This is a genomic window from Allobacillus saliphilus, assembly GCF_018138385.1.
Lineage (GTDB): Bacteria > Bacillota > Bacilli > Bacillales > Alkalibacillaceae > Allobacillus > Allobacillus saliphilus.
This window is the reverse complement of the sequence record NZ_JAGSIE010000034.1, coordinates 15,016-30,617: the sequence shown is the minus strand read 5'-3', so window position 1 is coordinate 30,617 and position 15,602 is coordinate 15,016. Positions and strand designations below refer to the sequence as shown.

Below are 15,602 nucleotides of genomic sequence, written 5' to 3'. Positions count from 1 at the left end.
ATATAAAAAAGCGTGGTACCTGCCTAATCGGTAAGTACCACGCTTTTTCAATTTACTGAGTTTTGTCCCAGCCTCTTTTTGTGGTAATGGAATCAAGATTCAATTGTGACTCCAGTTAAGTACGAAATAATTCATTCACTTCTTGGACAACTTCATTGGCATTTTTACCGTCACAGTTAATGATCGTTGCCTGCGTAGTTGTATCGCTCATCCCCATGACATTTTGATTTTGTCCAGAAATACAGCAACAATCACAATCCTGCGATTGATCTGCTTCGAGCGATACCACTTCATGTCCATCTTTTTGCAGAGCTTGTTTTACATTTGTCAACGTATCTTCTACAGCAACTCTTGCCATTTTTTCACCTCCAATAATCTCGCTCATTATTATTAGAGGGGAACGCAAGGATTATACATGTAGAATATCGAGTTTTCTAATGGCGAAGGTTCCGTTTTTAGTATGGTTAACTAAGTATTTTAACAAAGTGCTACAGAGGGCAGAAATGCTCTTATGTTTGTGGCACTTTTTTAAAAATAGTTTTAGGTTACAAAGATTAATTACTCACCACGAAATTCTGGCTTTCGTTTCTCCATAAATGCTTTAATCCCTTCTTGGTGATCTTTTGTTTGCCGCATGGCAACTTGACCTTCAGCTTCACCTGCAAAATAAGACTCAAGTTTTTTAAGATTTTCTTTATGATAAATCGTTTTTGTTTGAATCATGGCACGTAATGGTGCATGTTGAAGTTTTCCTACATATTTCTGTGTTGCTTCTTCTACGTTTTCCGTTGCAAAGTCGACAAGGCCTAATTTTGCTGCTTCTTCAGCTTGCATCATTTTACCTTCCCAAATCATCTGTTTAGCTAAATGCGTGCCAAGTCGCTGTTCCATGAAAAAGTGACCGCCGCCATCAGGAATTAATCCTATGCCAATAAAATTCATAGCAATTTTGGCTTCTTTTTGAGCAATAACATAGTCAGCGGCCAATGCCAAGCTTAACCCAAGGCCTGCTGTTGCACCATTCAGCTTGGAAATAGTGATTTTCGGCATGCTATAAAAGGATTTGACTGCCTTTTCAATTGTGTCCATAATCTTTTTGAATTCATTCGGATCATCATTCTCAAGCATCATATTAATGTCGCCGCCCGCTGAAAAAGCACGACCTTCTCCAGATAAGACAACGATTTGTGCTTCGCTCTGACTGACTTCTTCCATCTTTTCAGCCATCTCTTCAAGCATTTCTTGGTTCATCGAGTTCATCTTGTCAGGTCGATTCAACGTGATTTTTGCTACTTTTCCTTCATACTGTACAGTTACCCTGTTACTCATTACACCTCATCCTTTACTTGGTTAAATTGATCAATCAAAAATTTATAAAAATTAGCTGCTTGCTTATAATCGCCAGTATCATAGGATTGATTTCCTAGCATTAAAGAGAGTTCTTTCACTGTCTTTTTCTCGCCTGAGTTTTTAAAATAAGGCAATAACACATTTTTAGCTTTTTTCAAAAAATCAGGGTCTGTTGTTTTTTCGTAGATTTGGTGTCTTAAAACATAAAATTGGTACTGATATTTTAAGTATTTCACTTCTCTAAGAGCTTTCTCGCCAATTTCAAGAAACTCAATCGCTTGTTCGTTTTTGTTGTTTAAATAATGGATTTTCGCTTGCATATAATACGATTGAATCTTGTCATACAAGTTATAATCATATTCATTTAACTCTTCCATATAAGAAATGGAGCGGTCATATTCTTCCATATAAAAATAAAGGATTGCTAAGTTATGTTTCACACGTCGCTGGATGTCGGGTGAATCTCCCATAGGCTTCGAATTCAAAACTTGTAAAAAGTATTTTTCAGAAACCTCATAAGCCTCTAATAACATATAATTAACACCAAATAAAATATAACAATCCGTTACATTGGTATATAAGAAGTCCGCCTCAAATTGATCCTTAGCAATCTGGCAATAATAATTTGATTGGGCAGGTTTACGGATTCTAGTTAGGGATAGAGCTAATAAATAATAGATTTCTGTATCGTTGATCGATAACTGTACTGACATGGTTTTAGCTGTTTCAAAGTGACTGAGTGCTTTGTTTGGTTGTGCTTTGTAATTGAAATAAAGTCCAATAACTTTGTGGAAAAGATATAAATTTTCGTCTTTAAACCGATCCTCTAAACGAATGACTTCTCGGTACATTTGTTCAACTTTGTCATTTTCCCTTGTTTGAATGATGAAATAAAAATGGACCAATTGAAAGATGCTCAATGCTTTCGGTGCATGAAATGGTGTGAGAATGCGGTTTAATTCTTCAATCGATTCTCTCGCAGCCTCGTAATCTTTTTCTTTTATCCGTTTATAGAGTTTGAAAACTTTTCGGACAATTTGTTTGTTATTACTATGAGTGATGTCATCGTAGCTGATATCCAATCGGTCAAATAACAATCTAGCGACATCTTCTTTTGGTTTAATCATTTCATTTTCAATCTTGCTAAGATAAGAAACTGAACAAATTCCATCCGCCATCTGCTTTTGGGTGTAACCTTTTTTTGTACGATAGTATTGTATGATGGCACCAATATCCATATTTCTTCACCTTGCTTTTTCCCAATTAACTATATATTACCATACTTTTTTGAATATTGATAAAAGGTTAGAGAATATCTTGACGAAAATAATCGCTCGACTTATGATAATTATACAATCGTATAATCGAAACGAGTAGGTGTGAGATACGACTCACATAATAGGGAAGATCGGTGTAAATCCGACGCGGTCCCGCCACTGTAATGAGAAGCAAACCATCGATCCACTGTTTTTATAAAAACGGGAAGGGATGGAATGCAATGACTCTAAGCCAGGAGACCTGCCTATTTGTTTTGGCTTCAATCCTTCGGGTCAAAGGATAGCCTGCGCATCGTTTACTGTTATGCATGCTCTGGCTCCTTATGATGAAGGATTCAGAGCTTTTTTGTGCGAAAGTATACCATTACATATGAGAAAGGAAGTATAACATGAAGATGGGAAGTTGGAAAAAGCTTTTAATCTTGCTAGTCATGGCATTTGTGATTGCATTAGCGGCATGCCAAGGTGGAGACGACACGTCAAGTGAAGAAGATTCAGGAGTAGAAGAAAATGAAACAAGTGAGGAAACAGCGGAAGAAGATGGAGATTCCGAATCTGTAACTTTAAACGATAAATCAGGCGAAGAAGTGACCATTGAAGAAGAGCCAGAGCGAGTAGTAACAGTCATTCCAAGTGCAACGGAAATTGTTTACGCAGTTGGTGGTGGCGATAAAGTCGTTGGAGTCGATGAATGGTCCAACTACCCAGAAGAGGTAACCGATATTGAAAAAGTCGGTGATATGAACTTAAATATTGAGAAAATTGTCGAACTAGAACCAGATTTAGTTGTGGCAGACTTAAATAACGGAGAGGACATTCAAGCATTACGGGATAAAGGTTTGAAAGTTGTCGTGCTTGGTGCACAGACGTTAGAAGAAACTTATGAAGACTTACGTTTAGCTGGTCAAGCTGTTGGAACAGAACAGAAAGCAAATGAAATTGTTGATAATATGCAAAGCAAGATCGAAGAAATTGAAGAAAAGACAGCTGAGCTAACCGAAGATGAGAAGAAAACTGTCTGGTTTGAAATTGATCAAGAATTATTCACAGCTGCAGAAGGTACATTTATGAATGAACTGCTGCAAATTGCTGGCGGTAAAAATATCATGGCAGGAGAAGAAGGTTGGCCACAAGTTAGCGAAGAGGTAGTGATTGAATCGAACCCAGATGTCATTATCACGACGTACGGCTATTATATGGAAGACGTGGAAGAACAAGTATTGGCTCGTGATAGCTGGAAAGACGTAACAGCGATTCAAAATGAAGCAGTCCATAATATCGATAATGATCTTCTGTCACGTCCTGGTCCGCGGTTGGTTGAAGGACTTGAACAGTTAGTAAACATTCTTTATCCCGATTTAATGGAGTAATCAATGAAACGTCCAACATTGACCCACTCGTTTGGGAAGGTTGCTTTTTGGTCAATTCTATTATCGATCATATTACTGATTGTTATGAGCCTATCCATAACGTTGGGCGCAGCAAGTATTGATTTTATCGTTGTTTGGAAAGTCGTTCTATCCAAAATTCCCATTATACAAAACTGGATAACCGTTGACTGGAAGGAATCGACCGAAACGATAATTTGGGATATTCGCCTTCCGAGAGTTATTTTAGGGGCATTGGTGGGGGCCGCATTATCATTGGCTGGAGCAATTTACCAAGGTGTATTGCGTAACCCCCTTGCCGATCCTTTTATATTAGGTGTCTCATCAGGTGCATCTTTCGGTGCTGCATTGGTGATGGCATTCGGTTGGCAAATCGCATGGTTAGGAAAATTCACCCTACCATTTATTGCATTTTTAACGGGTCTTGCATCCTTGATGATTGTCTATTATTTAGCAACCGTCGAACGAAAAATGCGCGTAGAGACGTTGATTTTATCTGGTGTTGTGATTCAAGCTTTTTTAGGCGCTTGTTTATCTTTAATCATGGCGTTATCGAATGAGCAGTTGCAGACAATTGTTTTTTGGATGATGGGAAGTTTATCGTTAACGGACTGGAGCTATAATCAAATCGTCTTCCCAGTCATTTCAATTGCCGTCATCATTGCTTATTTTTTCTCGAGAGATTTAAATATGTTTGGCTTGGGAGAAGAAGTGGCACATCATAGCGGTGTTTCTGTGCAGCGTTCACGAATTATTATGTTAGTTTTAGCTTCATTGATTACTGGAGCTGCCGTATCTGTTTCAGGAGCGATTGGGTTTGTCGGTTTAGTGATTCCGCATATTATCCGTTTGATTTTCGGGGCAGACTACCGCATGATCATTCCATTGAGTGTGATTGGTGGAGCCATTTTTCTCGTCGGAGCTGACGCCTTTGCTCGGACGATCATGGCACCGAGAGAGCTACCATTGGGCATCATTACAGCGTTCTTAGGTGCACCTTTCTTCGCTTACTTATTGCGAAGAGCGCGTCGTGGCTATTTTTAGAGATTTAGATGGAAGATGCCTATTTGAGCGGTTAGCGTCAATTTATGAACGGTTAGAATGCTTCTTTGCACGTTCAGCGGCCTAGATTGAACGATTAGAGCGCCTTTTTGAACGGTTAGCATCATCATTTGAACGTTTAGACGCTTCCTTTGAACATTTAGTACCTAAAGGCCGATTTTTAAATTAAGCAACAGTCTTTAACGGATCGTAACTTAACAAAAAAGGATGATGAACATCATGTTGTCCATCCAGCAAGTGACTAAAAAAATAGAAGATAAAAGCCTGTTGGACAACGTGTCTTTTGATGTGCCAAAAGGCAGTTCGATTGGATTGATCGGTCCAAATGGCGCAGGGAAGTCCACCTTGATGAAATTAATCTCTGCTTATGAAAAGCCAACGAGTGGAAGCATTACTTTTCATGGTCAAGACGTGCAGCAATGGAATGTGAAAAAATTAGCGCAACGAATTGCTGTTTTGACACAAGAGGGGTTAGCAGCCTACCCTATCAAAGTGTTTGATGCTGTCCTGCTTGGAAGATATCCGCATTTAGGTTTTTTCCAACGAGAAAGCAAAAAAGATTATCAGTTAGTCGAAGATGTACTGGCGTTCACTTCGCTGACCGATTTGAAGGATCAATTTCTTGATACACTTAGTGGGGGAGAGAGACAGCGTGTTGCAATTGCCAAGGCAATGGTGCAGCAACCGGAATTACTGTTATTGGATGAACCAACGACATTCTTGGATATTGGTCATCAATTGAACATACTAAAGTTAGTTAAGGAATGGCAACAAAAAGATAATTTAACGGTCATCATGGTCATGCATGACTTAAACTTAGCTTCTCAATTTTGTGAAGAGCTGATTTTAATGAGTGAAGGTAAAGTCGTTCGCTCAGGGAGTAATGAAGAAATCATTGACTCCGATTTATTAAAAAATGTTTATCATACAACCCCTGAAATTATTCGTCATCCAAAATCAAATGTACCCCAAATACTCTTAGGACATTTTTAAAAAACATGGGCATATGCTAGTCTTATCTAGTATAATGTTGAAAGTGTATGAAGAAGAGAAATGGGGATTCACATATGATTGAATGGAAAAATCTTTATCGTGGTGCGCTTATGGGAGCGAGTGATATTGTTCCGGGTGTGAGCGGAGGCACGATTGCTGTTGTTTTAGGAATTTATCAACGTTTGATTGAAGGCATTAATGGCATATTTACGCGTGAATGGAAAAAACATTTGGCATTCTTAGCACCGTTAGGCGTTGGTGTACTAGTTGCTGTATATTTTTTCAGTGGAATTATCAATTGGTTATTTGATAACTACCCGCATCAACTGCAATTTGCTTTTTTAGGATTAATTGCCGGTGTCATTCCATTTTTGTGGCGTCAAGCAGATGGGAATCGTGAGTTTCAAGGCTCTCATTATTTGACCCTATTGCTGGCAGCGATCTTTGTAGGTTCGATGGTTGTTTTCCGTGGCGATGACTCAATTACCCCGATGACAGAGTTTGAAGGCATGGATTATGTCATGTTATTTTTATCCGGTTGGTTAGCGAGCTCAGCGATGATTCTCCCTGGAATTAGCGGCTCGTTCTTATTGTTGCTCATTGGTATGTATACGACCTTTACTCATTCTATCGAAAATCTCGTAATCGAAGCTTTAATCCCATTAGGTTTAGGGATTGTGCTTGGTTTGCTGATTATGAGTAGAATCATTCGTGCGTTGTTTAATCGATTCTTTTTCCATATGTATGCCCTAATCATAGGCTTGGTCATTGGTGCATTGGTCGTGATTTACCCCGGATTTGAATCGGATACGATGCGAAACATCGTCAGTGTGATTTGCTTAATCGGTGGGTTGATCGCAGCTTATGGGTTAGGGAAATTGGAATTAACTGAGGAATAAAAAATAATCCTACATTTAAATTTGAAACAGTTCATCGCAAGTTAGCGTGGACTGTTTTTCTTAAGGATTTTTTTAATAAAAACTCTTGACGTATGGACAGTTAACCCTTTAAATGGATAAAGAAATGAGGGATGAGGTAGATATGATTCGACAAGCGAAGGCAGAAGATTTAGAACGGATTAAAGCTGTAGCTGAGCGTTCAAAGAGAAAAATGAATGATGAAGGAAACCCACAATGGAATGGCACATATCCCGAGTCATTTTATGAAGATGACATACATAACAGGCAGTTATACGTATATGAAATAGATGGAACGATTGCAGGTGCCGTGTGTATTAGTACAGAAGGACATGAAGAATATGCTGAGATTCCTTGGACATATAAGGAACCATATTTATGCATGAAACGGCTGGCGGTTGATCCGGACTATCAAGGGAAAAGCATTGCTCAGTCCTTTTTTCATTTTACAGAGGAATTGGGTAAGGAGAAGGGCATCCATTATATATGCGCCGATACAAATGCAATCAATGAAGCGGCTTTAAGGTTATTTAACCGAGCAAACTATCAATTTGTCATCGAAAAATACCAAGAAGGAGAGCCATATCCTTTTAGATATTATGAAAAGAAAATCAATTTATAAATAATCCTAGTCGGGTCATAAGCCCAACTAGGATTAATTTTAGTCAGTCAATCGTAAATATTCTTCTACGTCTTTTTCACATAATGCGATGCCTTTTTCCCAGAAATCCTCTTTCGTAATGTCTGCGCCTAAATGTTTTTTAGCTAAATCTTCTGTGGTCATCCGTGCTGTATCTTGAAGCAATGCGATGTATTGGTCTTCGTAATCCGTTCCTTCTTCCAATGCTTTCGCATAAATCGCGAGTGAGAAGAGATATCCGAACGTGTAAGGGAAGTTATAAAACGGTACACCAGTTATATGAAAATGAAGCTTATTAGACCAATAACTTGGACTCGTCGTTGCAATGGTGTCGACATACGCTTCACGTTGAGCTTCATCGGTCAATGCGTTCAGTCGGTCAGCCGTAACGAAGCCATTTTTTCGCTCTTCATAAAAACGAGTCTCGAATAAAAAGCGGGAATGAATATTCATGAAGAAAGCGACACTCCGTTGGATTTTATCTTCCAATAAAGCAATTTTATTCTCTTCTGATTGAGCTTCTTTCACAGAAGCATCCGCAACAATCATTTCCGCAAACGTTGATGCTGTTTCAGCGACGTTCATGGCGTAACGACGATTTAACGGATGGACATCACGAAGAACATAACTATGATAAGCGTGTCCAAGCTCGTGAGCTAGTGTCGCCACATTCGACATTGACCCACTATAAGTCATAAAGATACGCGATTGGTTACTAAGGGGAAGCCCTGTACAGAATCCACCCGGCCGCTTGCCTGAACGGTCTTCCGCTTCAATCCAACGGTCTTCAAAAGCCATTTTCGCAAAATCGGCCATTTTCGGACTGAAGGTTTGAAAATGTTTTAGAATAAATTCAGCACCTTCATCATAAGAAAGTTTTTGGTTATTGTCTTGTGTCGAAGCATTCAAATCGTACCAATCGAGCTGCTCTTTCCCCATTAATTTCGCTTTACGTTCAAGAAATTTTACGAATGTAGTTTTATGTTTTGTAATGGCACCCCACATCGCGTCGAGCGTTTCTTGTTGCATTCGATTATAATCTAGCGGTTCCTTTAAAACATTCTCCCAACCACGTTTTTGATAGACATTCAACCGGAAACCAGCTAAATGATTGAGCGTGCGAGCGAATAATGCCTCTTTGCTTTTCCACGCTTCTTCCAACTTTTCATAGACTTCTTTTCTGACAGCAGAATCTTCATGAGATAAAAGGTTGTTCGCCTGTCCGACAGAAAGTTCTTTTTCTTTTCCTTCGACCGTCACTCGAATAGTCATTTGTCCTACAATCGTATTGTACATCTGTCCCCAAGCGTGGTAGCCGTCAACGGATAGAGCTGAAATGAGTGATTCTTCATCTTCGGAAAGCTGCTCCTTCGCTTTTGCTCGCCACTCTTCCAATACAAAACGAAAATCAGACAACTGCTTGTCTTGAATGAGTTGATCCCAAACTGTTTGATCCGTATTTGCTAGCTTTTGTTCCAATGAATTAAAAGCCGAACGAAAGGTAGCCACAATTTGAGTGACTTCACTACGAAGCGTATTCGCTTGTGTATCATTCATATCCTGTGCTTCCAAGCAACTAATGAATCCACTCGCCTGGCCAATTTGCAATTGAATCGTTGACCCTTCTTCAAGCAATTGAGCGACAGAACCAGCAGCACTCTGAGTTGCAGGTGTTTCAAACGTTTGTAACTTACCAGCGAATTGATCGACCTTTATCTTTGTTTCATCCAAATGCGTTCTTAATTGAGGCGAATCACTTCCGCCTTCAAAAAAGACATCCAAATCCCAAATCTGTGAATAAGACATAAACTTCCCTCCGAAACTTCTAAATTTTCTAAACTCATTTCTATTGTAGCAAAAAAAGTATTCCGAATAAATAATATTTCGGGAATAGAAATAGTTTTTTATTAACTAGGAGAGGTTTCAAGTACAATCCAAGAGAGCAGGAATGGGATTGACGAATTTCATCGTTAGTTTGAAGAAATGTATATCTCGATGCTCGAATGAATTGAAACGTATGTAGAAATGTCATCGAGAAGTGCTCTCGTTACGCAAAAGGGCATGTGCAGCAATGGAAATGTCATCGAGAAGCGCTCTCGTTACGCAAAAGGGTATGTGCAGCAATGGAAATGTCACCGAGAAGCGCTCTCGACGACCGAATAAACTGAAAATCATTCAAAATGTCACCGAGAACCCCAAAGACTAAAAAACACAGCCTCTAATATAAAAAAGGCTGTGTTTCTTTTAAAGTTACGATCAAAACTGTATTGCTTCAAAATGGGCTTCGATTTGATTGCCTTGCTTCACTTCAATCATGCCGTTATCCAAGTCAAATATGCCTTTCGAATTCGTTGGTAGCCCGTACACATTTTTGAGTTGTTTTTCATATTCTTCTGGATGCTTTGCAAAAACAACAACTTTTGAAAAAGAAGTTTCATTGATTTGCGATAGTTCTGTCGGTTGGTTCCCTTCACCAGACCATTCAATCAAAAAAGGAAGAGGAGCTTCGTCGAATGAATAAGCAGGAAATAGCATTTGCCATTCAAGTACAGTGCCGTCCGCACGTACTCGTCTACCGGGAAAGGGGCCTTTATAGGGAATGCCTTCCGATTCGAAGTGGTCGATAAATCTATCAATATTATTCACACGAAGTGCGAATTGAATCGGACTCTTCGTTTGTTGTTCACTTGCATGCACGGTGTGCTGAATTAATGGGTTATCCGATTTTTCAGCTAATGATTTGTTTCGAATACCAATCCATTCAATATAACTGTTATTTTTCATAAAAGCTAAATAGTTATAGGTTCCCCAATCCTTATGTTCGCCACCTTGAACGGCTTGAAGTTGATGATCATGCTCAAAAACGGCTGCATCCTGGGCAGGATCATTCGTAAAAATGACAAGGTGATCAAATGCAATCATCTCAAAATCCCCTTTCCATAGAAATTTACTTTCTATTCAACTGAAAAGCTTCTGCTAATTTCTCATAACTTTCAACTCGCTTCTCAAATGGATAGACAATAATATTGGCAATGATTTCATCAATTTGAAATTCTGTTGCCATCTGTTCTAACTGCTGTTTGACACTTTCAACATCTCCGACAATCATGCGGTTTCGGTTGTACTTCACTCGTTCCACTTCAAAATAAGAAAACTTATATTGTTGAGCTTCTTCAGGTGACATAAAATGATTTCGTATTTGACCTTGGTCAGCCATCAATAAAGATACATCGAGAGAAGAGGCGAGATATTCTGCTTCTTCCTCCGTTTCACCAACGACTGTAAATACAGCAGCACTTGCGGTCGGCTCTTTTTGATGTTCAGATGGAATGAAATGGTCATAATATTGCTGGATCGCTGCTGGTCCGCCATCCGGATTAATAAATTGAGCGAATGTATAATTGGCACCGAGCTCACCAGCAAGTCCGGCGCTTGAACCACTAGATCCTAAAATCCAAACGGGAGGAACTGTCGGGCCAAGGGGTGTAGCGTAAACTTGATAACCTTCAGGGCTTCCGCCTTCCAAATAAGAAAGAAGGTCAGCGGCTTGCTTAGGGAAGGAGTGGACATCGGGATATTTCCCTTTGTTCAGTGCGTAATTCACACCAGGCATGCCGCCCGGAGCACGGCCAACTCCCAGATCGATTCGACCAGGGTACAAACCTTCCAATGTACGGAAAATTTCGGCCACCTTATATGTGCTGTAATGTGGTAATAAGACGCCACCTGTTCCTACTTTAATTCGTTCAGTTGCTTGGGCAATGATTCCTGTCAATAACTCTGGTGCTGAGCCGGCTAAACTTTGAGCACTATGATGCTCGCTCATCCAAAAACGTTTATATCCTAACTGATCAACTCGTTTGGCGAGTTCTATCGTTTGTTGAAGTGCCTCTTGGGGGCTACTTCCTTGCAAAATGGGTGATTGATCTAAAACACTTAATTGAATTGCCATCATCGACACCTTTCTTTTTTAAAGGACTATGTTTATAATTATTTTAGAATGACATACGCTTTTCAATCATTATGCTTTGAACGTTTGTGAATATACTTAATTGAAAGAAAGGATCTTTCGATGTCCGATAAAACAATCACATGTATTCGTTGTAAAAAACCGATTGAGAGAAAATCAAACCTAGTTGTATCCAACATGAAAATGGTGTTACGACCATTTCATGAAAAATGCTTTAAAGAGCATGTGAAGATGAAGCGGGAGCAGGCGTCCATGTTCTTCGATGCGATGCCAATTAACGGAACATATGCCAACATTATGACGTTAATTTTTTTACTTTTGATTACGAGTTTCGCACTTGTTTTCGAAGTGCCAATTGTTGTGTATGTGTTATGTGCGATCTATCCAATATATCGATTAAGCAGTTGGCTGATTTTTGAAAGAAAACTAGCTTGAAACAAGAAAAAGAGGCTGAGACAAATCAAGGTTATAAACTAAGAAACACGAATAACAATCCAACTTAGCGTAGGAAATATACGTAGACTTCTGCTGGAGAAAAAGCTTAGGTGAGACCCCGCAGTGCGTAGCACGAGGAGGCTCAACAGCTGCCCGCGAAAAGCGGAGTATATTGCCGAAGCGGGTATTTCCACTACACTGAATTAGGATGTTCGTTTCTGTGTTAACTTTAACGATTATGTCCCAGCCTCTTTTTTCATTTAATCCACTGTTATCTAATTGCTTTTAGAATAATGCTTAAGATTGCAACAAAGATCAATGCACCGATGATGGCTGGAAAGATTGCGATGTCCGCAACAACTGGTCCGAATGAACCCATTAGAGAATGTCCAATCCATGCACCAACGACACCGGCTACGATATTACCGATAATACCACCAGGTACACCGCCTAGAATCAATCCGGCAATCCAACCGATAATACCACCGACTAATAAATATAGTAAAAATCCCATCATGATTCATTCACTCCTTTTTCAATTTCTAGTTAACCTTACCCACTGAGTAAGTGTATTAAAACATCGAAAGTCATAAATGAAAAAAATATATAACCTGTAAGCTGGAATTCATTATTATAATAGATCTATCCCATCATCACTCATTCACTATTTATGAATGCGGAAATAATCTTAGAAACTAAATAGTAGATAAGGTTACTATATTGTATGTTCATAGGACGACTCTTATTATATTAATTGAAATCTATGTAGTTTAAAGATGATCATATCAATCGTGACAAATATTAAGTTTAAAATGTGTTTAGAAATGAACCTCACGTGGAAACTCTTTTAGTGTAGGCGATGATGATTCGCCAATCCGAATCTGAAAGGAGATGTTATGACATGGCACAAAACAGAAAGAACAACAAAATGTCTCTAGAGGAAGCGGGAAGAAAAGGCGGAAAGACAACAAGCCGTAATCACGACAAAGAATTCTACCAGGAAATCGGTGAAAAAGGCGGCGAAGCAACAAGCCGTAATCATGACAAAGAATTCTATGAAGACATTGGTCAAAAGGGCGGAAACGAAAGAGCTCGCCAACGAGATAACAAATAAATACGTGAAAAACGCATATCCAATTAGGCTTGCGGGTTCATTCCGTAAGCCTAATTTATTTTTCACCATAACATCCTTCGTTATTTTTTACAAACAGCGATTCCTAATGGGTACTTGAGGCTCTTGCGACCGGGCTCGATTAGTACTCCTCGTTGATAATAAAAGTCAACCTCTGCATAGTTTGTAAATAACTCTTGAAATTCTTCAACCGTTAACTGGTGTATATGAAAAGGGGAACCGACTGGCATTCCGCGGCCTTTTCCAAACGGTGTTGACACAATTAATGTTCCACCTGGATTTAATAATTGATAATAATTGTTTAAAAGCTCTTCTTCTTCAGCGATATGCTCGATTGTTTCGAAGCTGACAATCGCATCAAATGTACCGAGCTTTTCAGGTAGTGCTGCATCGGTTGCGTTATACATGTGAAACGATGACTTTGGGTGATAATATTCCTTTTTTGCATACGCGATAATTTCTGGATCGATATCAATCCCTATGACTTCGTCGATGAATTTCTTACGTTGCTTTGCAATCATGTGGGTTCCATACCCTGCCCCGCAAGCCATATCAAGGACTCGGCCTTTAAGATAAGGTAAGGAAAACTGGTATCGTGCAATATGCTCGAGCAATAAATTGTTCATCGGGCTCATTTTATTTGGAATTACGCGTTCTCCTGTATCTTCAATCATTTAGATCACTCCGTTCATCATCTATTTTGGCATGAAATGAATAGTTAGGAAAGAGGAAGCTAATAGAAAGTATAGCAACATTAAATTGTAAATTTATGGGTGGAATATTACTGAAACATTAAATATGTGGTTTAAGAGTAATATGTATCGGGAATACGATTTTAGAAATCTTATAGATTGAGGTGAACATCTTGGAGCAGCACGACACCGTTGTTGTTTATACAAGCAATAATTGTCAAACAAGCCGAGAATTACTTCAATGGCTAGATGAAAACAAGGTAGACTATCAAGAAAAAAACACGACAGAATACCCTGATTATTTAATAGAACTACAAGATGCAGGACATTTTGGTACGCCAACCACTTTTGTAGGACATCACGCCATTTTAGGTTTTCAACCGGCACATTTGAAGCAAGAATTAAATCTCTTTTGACTTGTCGGTGACACACCCTTTCCATTATTTTCATAGACTAATAACAGAAAAGACGATGGGAAGGGATGCTGACATGAGGGAATTGGAACGGTTTCCGCAAGACCAATTTTATCATCGCCCATATTGGACAGAGCCTTCGATCAAAAGTAAAAAAAGAAATTCGTTTAAGCAATTTGGTTGGCAACAGCAAGCAATCCAACAAGTGCTGGCAGACTATTTTAAAGATGATGAAGGTGAAGTTGATATGGAAAAAGTATTGAACACCGTTGGCCATGTTGTTCGAACTACTAGAGAGATTCGACCGATGGTAAAAAACATGCAGGATTTTGTGCGAAACATGAAGTCATAAAGGATGGGGATTAAACGTATTAAACCTACCGAGCCAAGCGTAAGATTATTTCTACGGTTGGAATCCTTTGTGACATTGGACATAGGTGAACAATACGAAATAAAGCCAGTGGTCGCTGACCACTGGCTTTATTTTATTCTTCAAAGAATGAAATGACAATTCCACCTTCGCCTGCGTAAGTGGCGATCAATGGGCCCATATCTACGAGAAGTTCATTTTTCGGTGTATATTTCTCACGAATACTCTCTAATACGTTTTTAGCTTTTTCTTCACAGTTACTATGCGCAAGAGCAATCGTTTTACCTTGAAGAGAACTCGAATATTCCCCGATTTGATCGACGAGACGACGGAGCGCTTTTTTCTCACCACGTATTTTTTCAGAGACTTCGATTTTTCCCACCTCTGATGCACGCATGAGTAGTTTAATATTTAACGTTTTAGCAATGGCACCTCTAACGCGATCCAATCTTCCACCTTTAACTACATTCTCAACAGTAGCTAAAGAGAAGAGTGTTGTCACTTTTTCATTTTTCACTTTTAAGTAATTAAAAAGTTCACGTAAATCTTGGCGTTTACTGTATATCGCTTCGTATAAAAGCAACGCTAATCCACAAGATGCTGTTCTCGTGTTGAGAACCTCAATTTGGCGATCAGGCTCTTCCTCTAGAAGCATTTCTTTACCTATGACAGCATTTTGGTTGGTTGTGCTTAATTCTTCTGTCAATGTTATCGTTAAAATCGGTGTATTTGAGTCGACTTGTTTATAAGCTTCATAAAAAGCAGTTGGACTAGGTGCCGATGTTTTTGGTAGTTCGTCTGCGGCACGCATTTTTTCATAGTATTCATCAATTTTCAATTCATCGGTACGTATTTCTGATTCCCCGAAATGAATATTTAAAGGCACAACAATAATGTTATGTTTTTCGGCAAAGCCTTTTGGTAAATCCGCGCTCCCATCGGTAATTAACTGAATTTTCATGA

At 39.1% G+C, this 15,602-nt stretch carries 17 protein-coding genes, 1 pseudogene and 1 riboswitch; of the genes and pseudogenes, 9 read left to right on the top strand and 9 right to left on the bottom strand.

The features are described from left to right. Nucleotides 1-115: 115 nt before the first annotated feature. The 3 genes from KC820_RS11020 to KC820_RS11010 form a co-directional block, all read right to left on the bottom strand. Nucleotides 116-358 carry a YkuS family protein gene (locus KC820_RS11020; RefSeq protein WP_212371037.1) on the bottom strand — a complete coding sequence of 81 codons (243 nt, stop codon included), beginning with the start codon at nucleotides 356-358 and terminating at the stop codon, nucleotides 116-118. Nucleotides 359-558: 200 nt separating this feature from the next. Then, nucleotides 559-1,329, bottom strand: coding sequence for an enoyl-CoA hydratase (locus tag KC820_RS11015; RefSeq protein WP_144089210.1), 771 nt, complete (start codon nucleotides 1,327-1,329; stop codon nucleotides 559-561). Further along, nucleotides 1,329-2,588 carry a helix-turn-helix domain-containing protein gene (locus tag KC820_RS11010; RefSeq protein ID WP_144089209.1) on the bottom strand — a complete coding sequence of 420 codons (1,260 nt, stop codon included), beginning with the start codon at nucleotides 2,586-2,588 and terminating at the stop codon, nucleotides 1,329-1,331. Before KC820_RS11010 ends, KC820_RS11015 begins: the two co-directional genes overlap by 1 nt. Before the next feature lie 120 nt (nucleotides 2,589-2,708). Continuing rightward, a riboswitch (cobalamin riboswitch) is annotated at nucleotides 2,709-2,890 on the top strand. Nucleotides 2,891-3,016: 126 nt separating this feature from the next. On the opposite strand from KC820_RS11010, the gene KC820_RS11005 reads away from it, so the two are divergent. From KC820_RS11005 to KC820_RS10985, 5 genes are all read left to right on the top strand, one after another. After that, nucleotides 3,017-3,997 (top strand): ABC transporter substrate-binding protein, encoded by a 981-nt coding sequence (locus KC820_RS11005; protein WP_212371035.1) that lies wholly within the window; start codon nucleotides 3,017-3,019, stop codon nucleotides 3,995-3,997. Between the two features lie 3 nt (nucleotides 3,998-4,000). Beyond that, on the top strand, nucleotides 4,001-5,059 hold the full coding sequence (locus KC820_RS11000) for a FecCD family ABC transporter permease (protein ID WP_212371033.1): 1,059 nt from the start codon (nucleotides 4,001-4,003) through the stop codon (nucleotides 5,057-5,059). A gap of 228 nt (nucleotides 5,060-5,287) precedes the next feature. Next, nucleotides 5,288-6,070: an ABC transporter ATP-binding protein gene (locus KC820_RS10995; protein ID WP_212371031.1), complete on the top strand. Its 783-nt coding sequence runs from the start codon at nucleotides 5,288-5,290 to the stop codon at nucleotides 6,068-6,070. Nucleotides 6,071-6,144: 74 nt separating this feature from the next. Beyond that, entirely contained in the window at nucleotides 6,145-6,969 is an 825-nt protein-coding gene (locus tag KC820_RS10990) for a DUF368 domain-containing protein (protein WP_212371029.1), read from the top strand. 112 nt (nucleotides 6,970-7,081) lie between these two features. Then, a complete protein-coding gene (locus KC820_RS10985; protein WP_212371027.1) occupies nucleotides 7,082-7,609 on the top strand; it encodes a GNAT family N-acetyltransferase in 528 nt (175 codons plus the stop codon). 39 nt (nucleotides 7,610-7,648) lie between these two features. On the opposite strand, the gene KC820_RS10980 is transcribed toward KC820_RS10985, so the two are convergent. The 3 genes from KC820_RS10980 to KC820_RS10970 all read right to left on the bottom strand — a co-directional run bounded on the left by KC820_RS10980 (nucleotide 7,649) and on the right by KC820_RS10970 (nucleotide 11,579). Next, nucleotides 7,649-9,433: a M3 family oligoendopeptidase gene (locus KC820_RS10980; protein ID WP_212371025.1), complete on the bottom strand. Its 1,785-nt coding sequence runs from the start codon at nucleotides 9,431-9,433 to the stop codon at nucleotides 7,649-7,651. Nucleotides 9,434-9,883: 450 nt separating this feature from the next. Then, entirely contained in the window at nucleotides 9,884-10,549 is a 666-nt protein-coding gene (locus tag KC820_RS10975; RefSeq protein ID WP_212371023.1) for a VOC family protein, read from the bottom strand. A 25-nt stretch (nucleotides 10,550-10,574) separates the two neighbouring features. Next, entirely contained in the window at nucleotides 10,575-11,579 is a 1,005-nt protein-coding gene (locus KC820_RS10970; RefSeq protein ID WP_212371021.1) for an LLM class flavin-dependent oxidoreductase, read from the bottom strand. 120 nt (nucleotides 11,580-11,699) lie between these two features. Here KC820_RS10970 and KC820_RS10965 point away from each other — a divergent pair, with 120 nt between their 5' ends. Then, nucleotides 11,700-12,032 (top strand): hypothetical protein, encoded by a 333-nt coding sequence (locus KC820_RS10965; protein ID WP_212371018.1) that lies wholly within the window; start codon nucleotides 11,700-11,702, stop codon nucleotides 12,030-12,032. 271 nt (nucleotides 12,033-12,303) lie between these two features. Here KC820_RS10965 and KC820_RS10960 read toward each other — a convergent pair whose 3' ends face one another. Next, nucleotides 12,304-12,546: a GlsB/YeaQ/YmgE family stress response membrane protein gene (locus KC820_RS10960; protein ID WP_144089551.1), complete on the bottom strand. Its 243-nt coding sequence runs from the start codon at nucleotides 12,544-12,546 to the stop codon at nucleotides 12,304-12,306. Nucleotides 12,547-12,933: 387 nt separating this feature from the next. On the opposite strand from KC820_RS10960, the pseudogene KC820_RS10955 reads away from it, so the two are divergent. Beyond that, a pseudogene (locus KC820_RS10955) lies at nucleotides 12,934-13,143 on the top strand (KGG domain-containing protein); the annotation flags it as partial. Between the two features lie 83 nt (nucleotides 13,144-13,226). Here KC820_RS10955 and KC820_RS10950 read toward each other — a convergent pair. Further along, nucleotides 13,227-13,838: a class I SAM-dependent methyltransferase gene (locus tag KC820_RS10950; RefSeq protein WP_144089529.1), complete on the bottom strand. Its 612-nt coding sequence runs from the start codon at nucleotides 13,836-13,838 to the stop codon at nucleotides 13,227-13,229. Between the two features lie 191 nt (nucleotides 13,839-14,029). Here KC820_RS10950 and KC820_RS10945 point away from each other — a divergent pair, with 191 nt between their 5' ends. Both KC820_RS10945 and KC820_RS10940 read left to right on the top strand, forming a co-directional pair. Beyond that, entirely contained in the window at nucleotides 14,030-14,272 is a 243-nt protein-coding gene (locus tag KC820_RS10945; protein ID WP_186279673.1) for a glutaredoxin family protein, read from the top strand. A gap of 7 nt (nucleotides 14,273-14,279) precedes the next feature. Continuing rightward, a complete protein-coding gene (locus tag KC820_RS10940; protein WP_212371016.1) occupies nucleotides 14,280-14,621 on the top strand; it encodes a YppG family protein in 342 nt (113 codons plus the stop codon). 133 nt (nucleotides 14,622-14,754) lie between these two features. Here KC820_RS10940 and KC820_RS10935 read toward each other — a convergent pair whose 3' ends face one another. Next, on the bottom strand, nucleotides 14,755-15,600 hold the full coding sequence (locus KC820_RS10935; protein ID WP_212371014.1) for a DegV family protein: 846 nt from the start codon (nucleotides 15,598-15,600) through the stop codon (nucleotides 14,755-14,757). Nucleotides 15,601-15,602 lie beyond the last annotated feature (2 nt).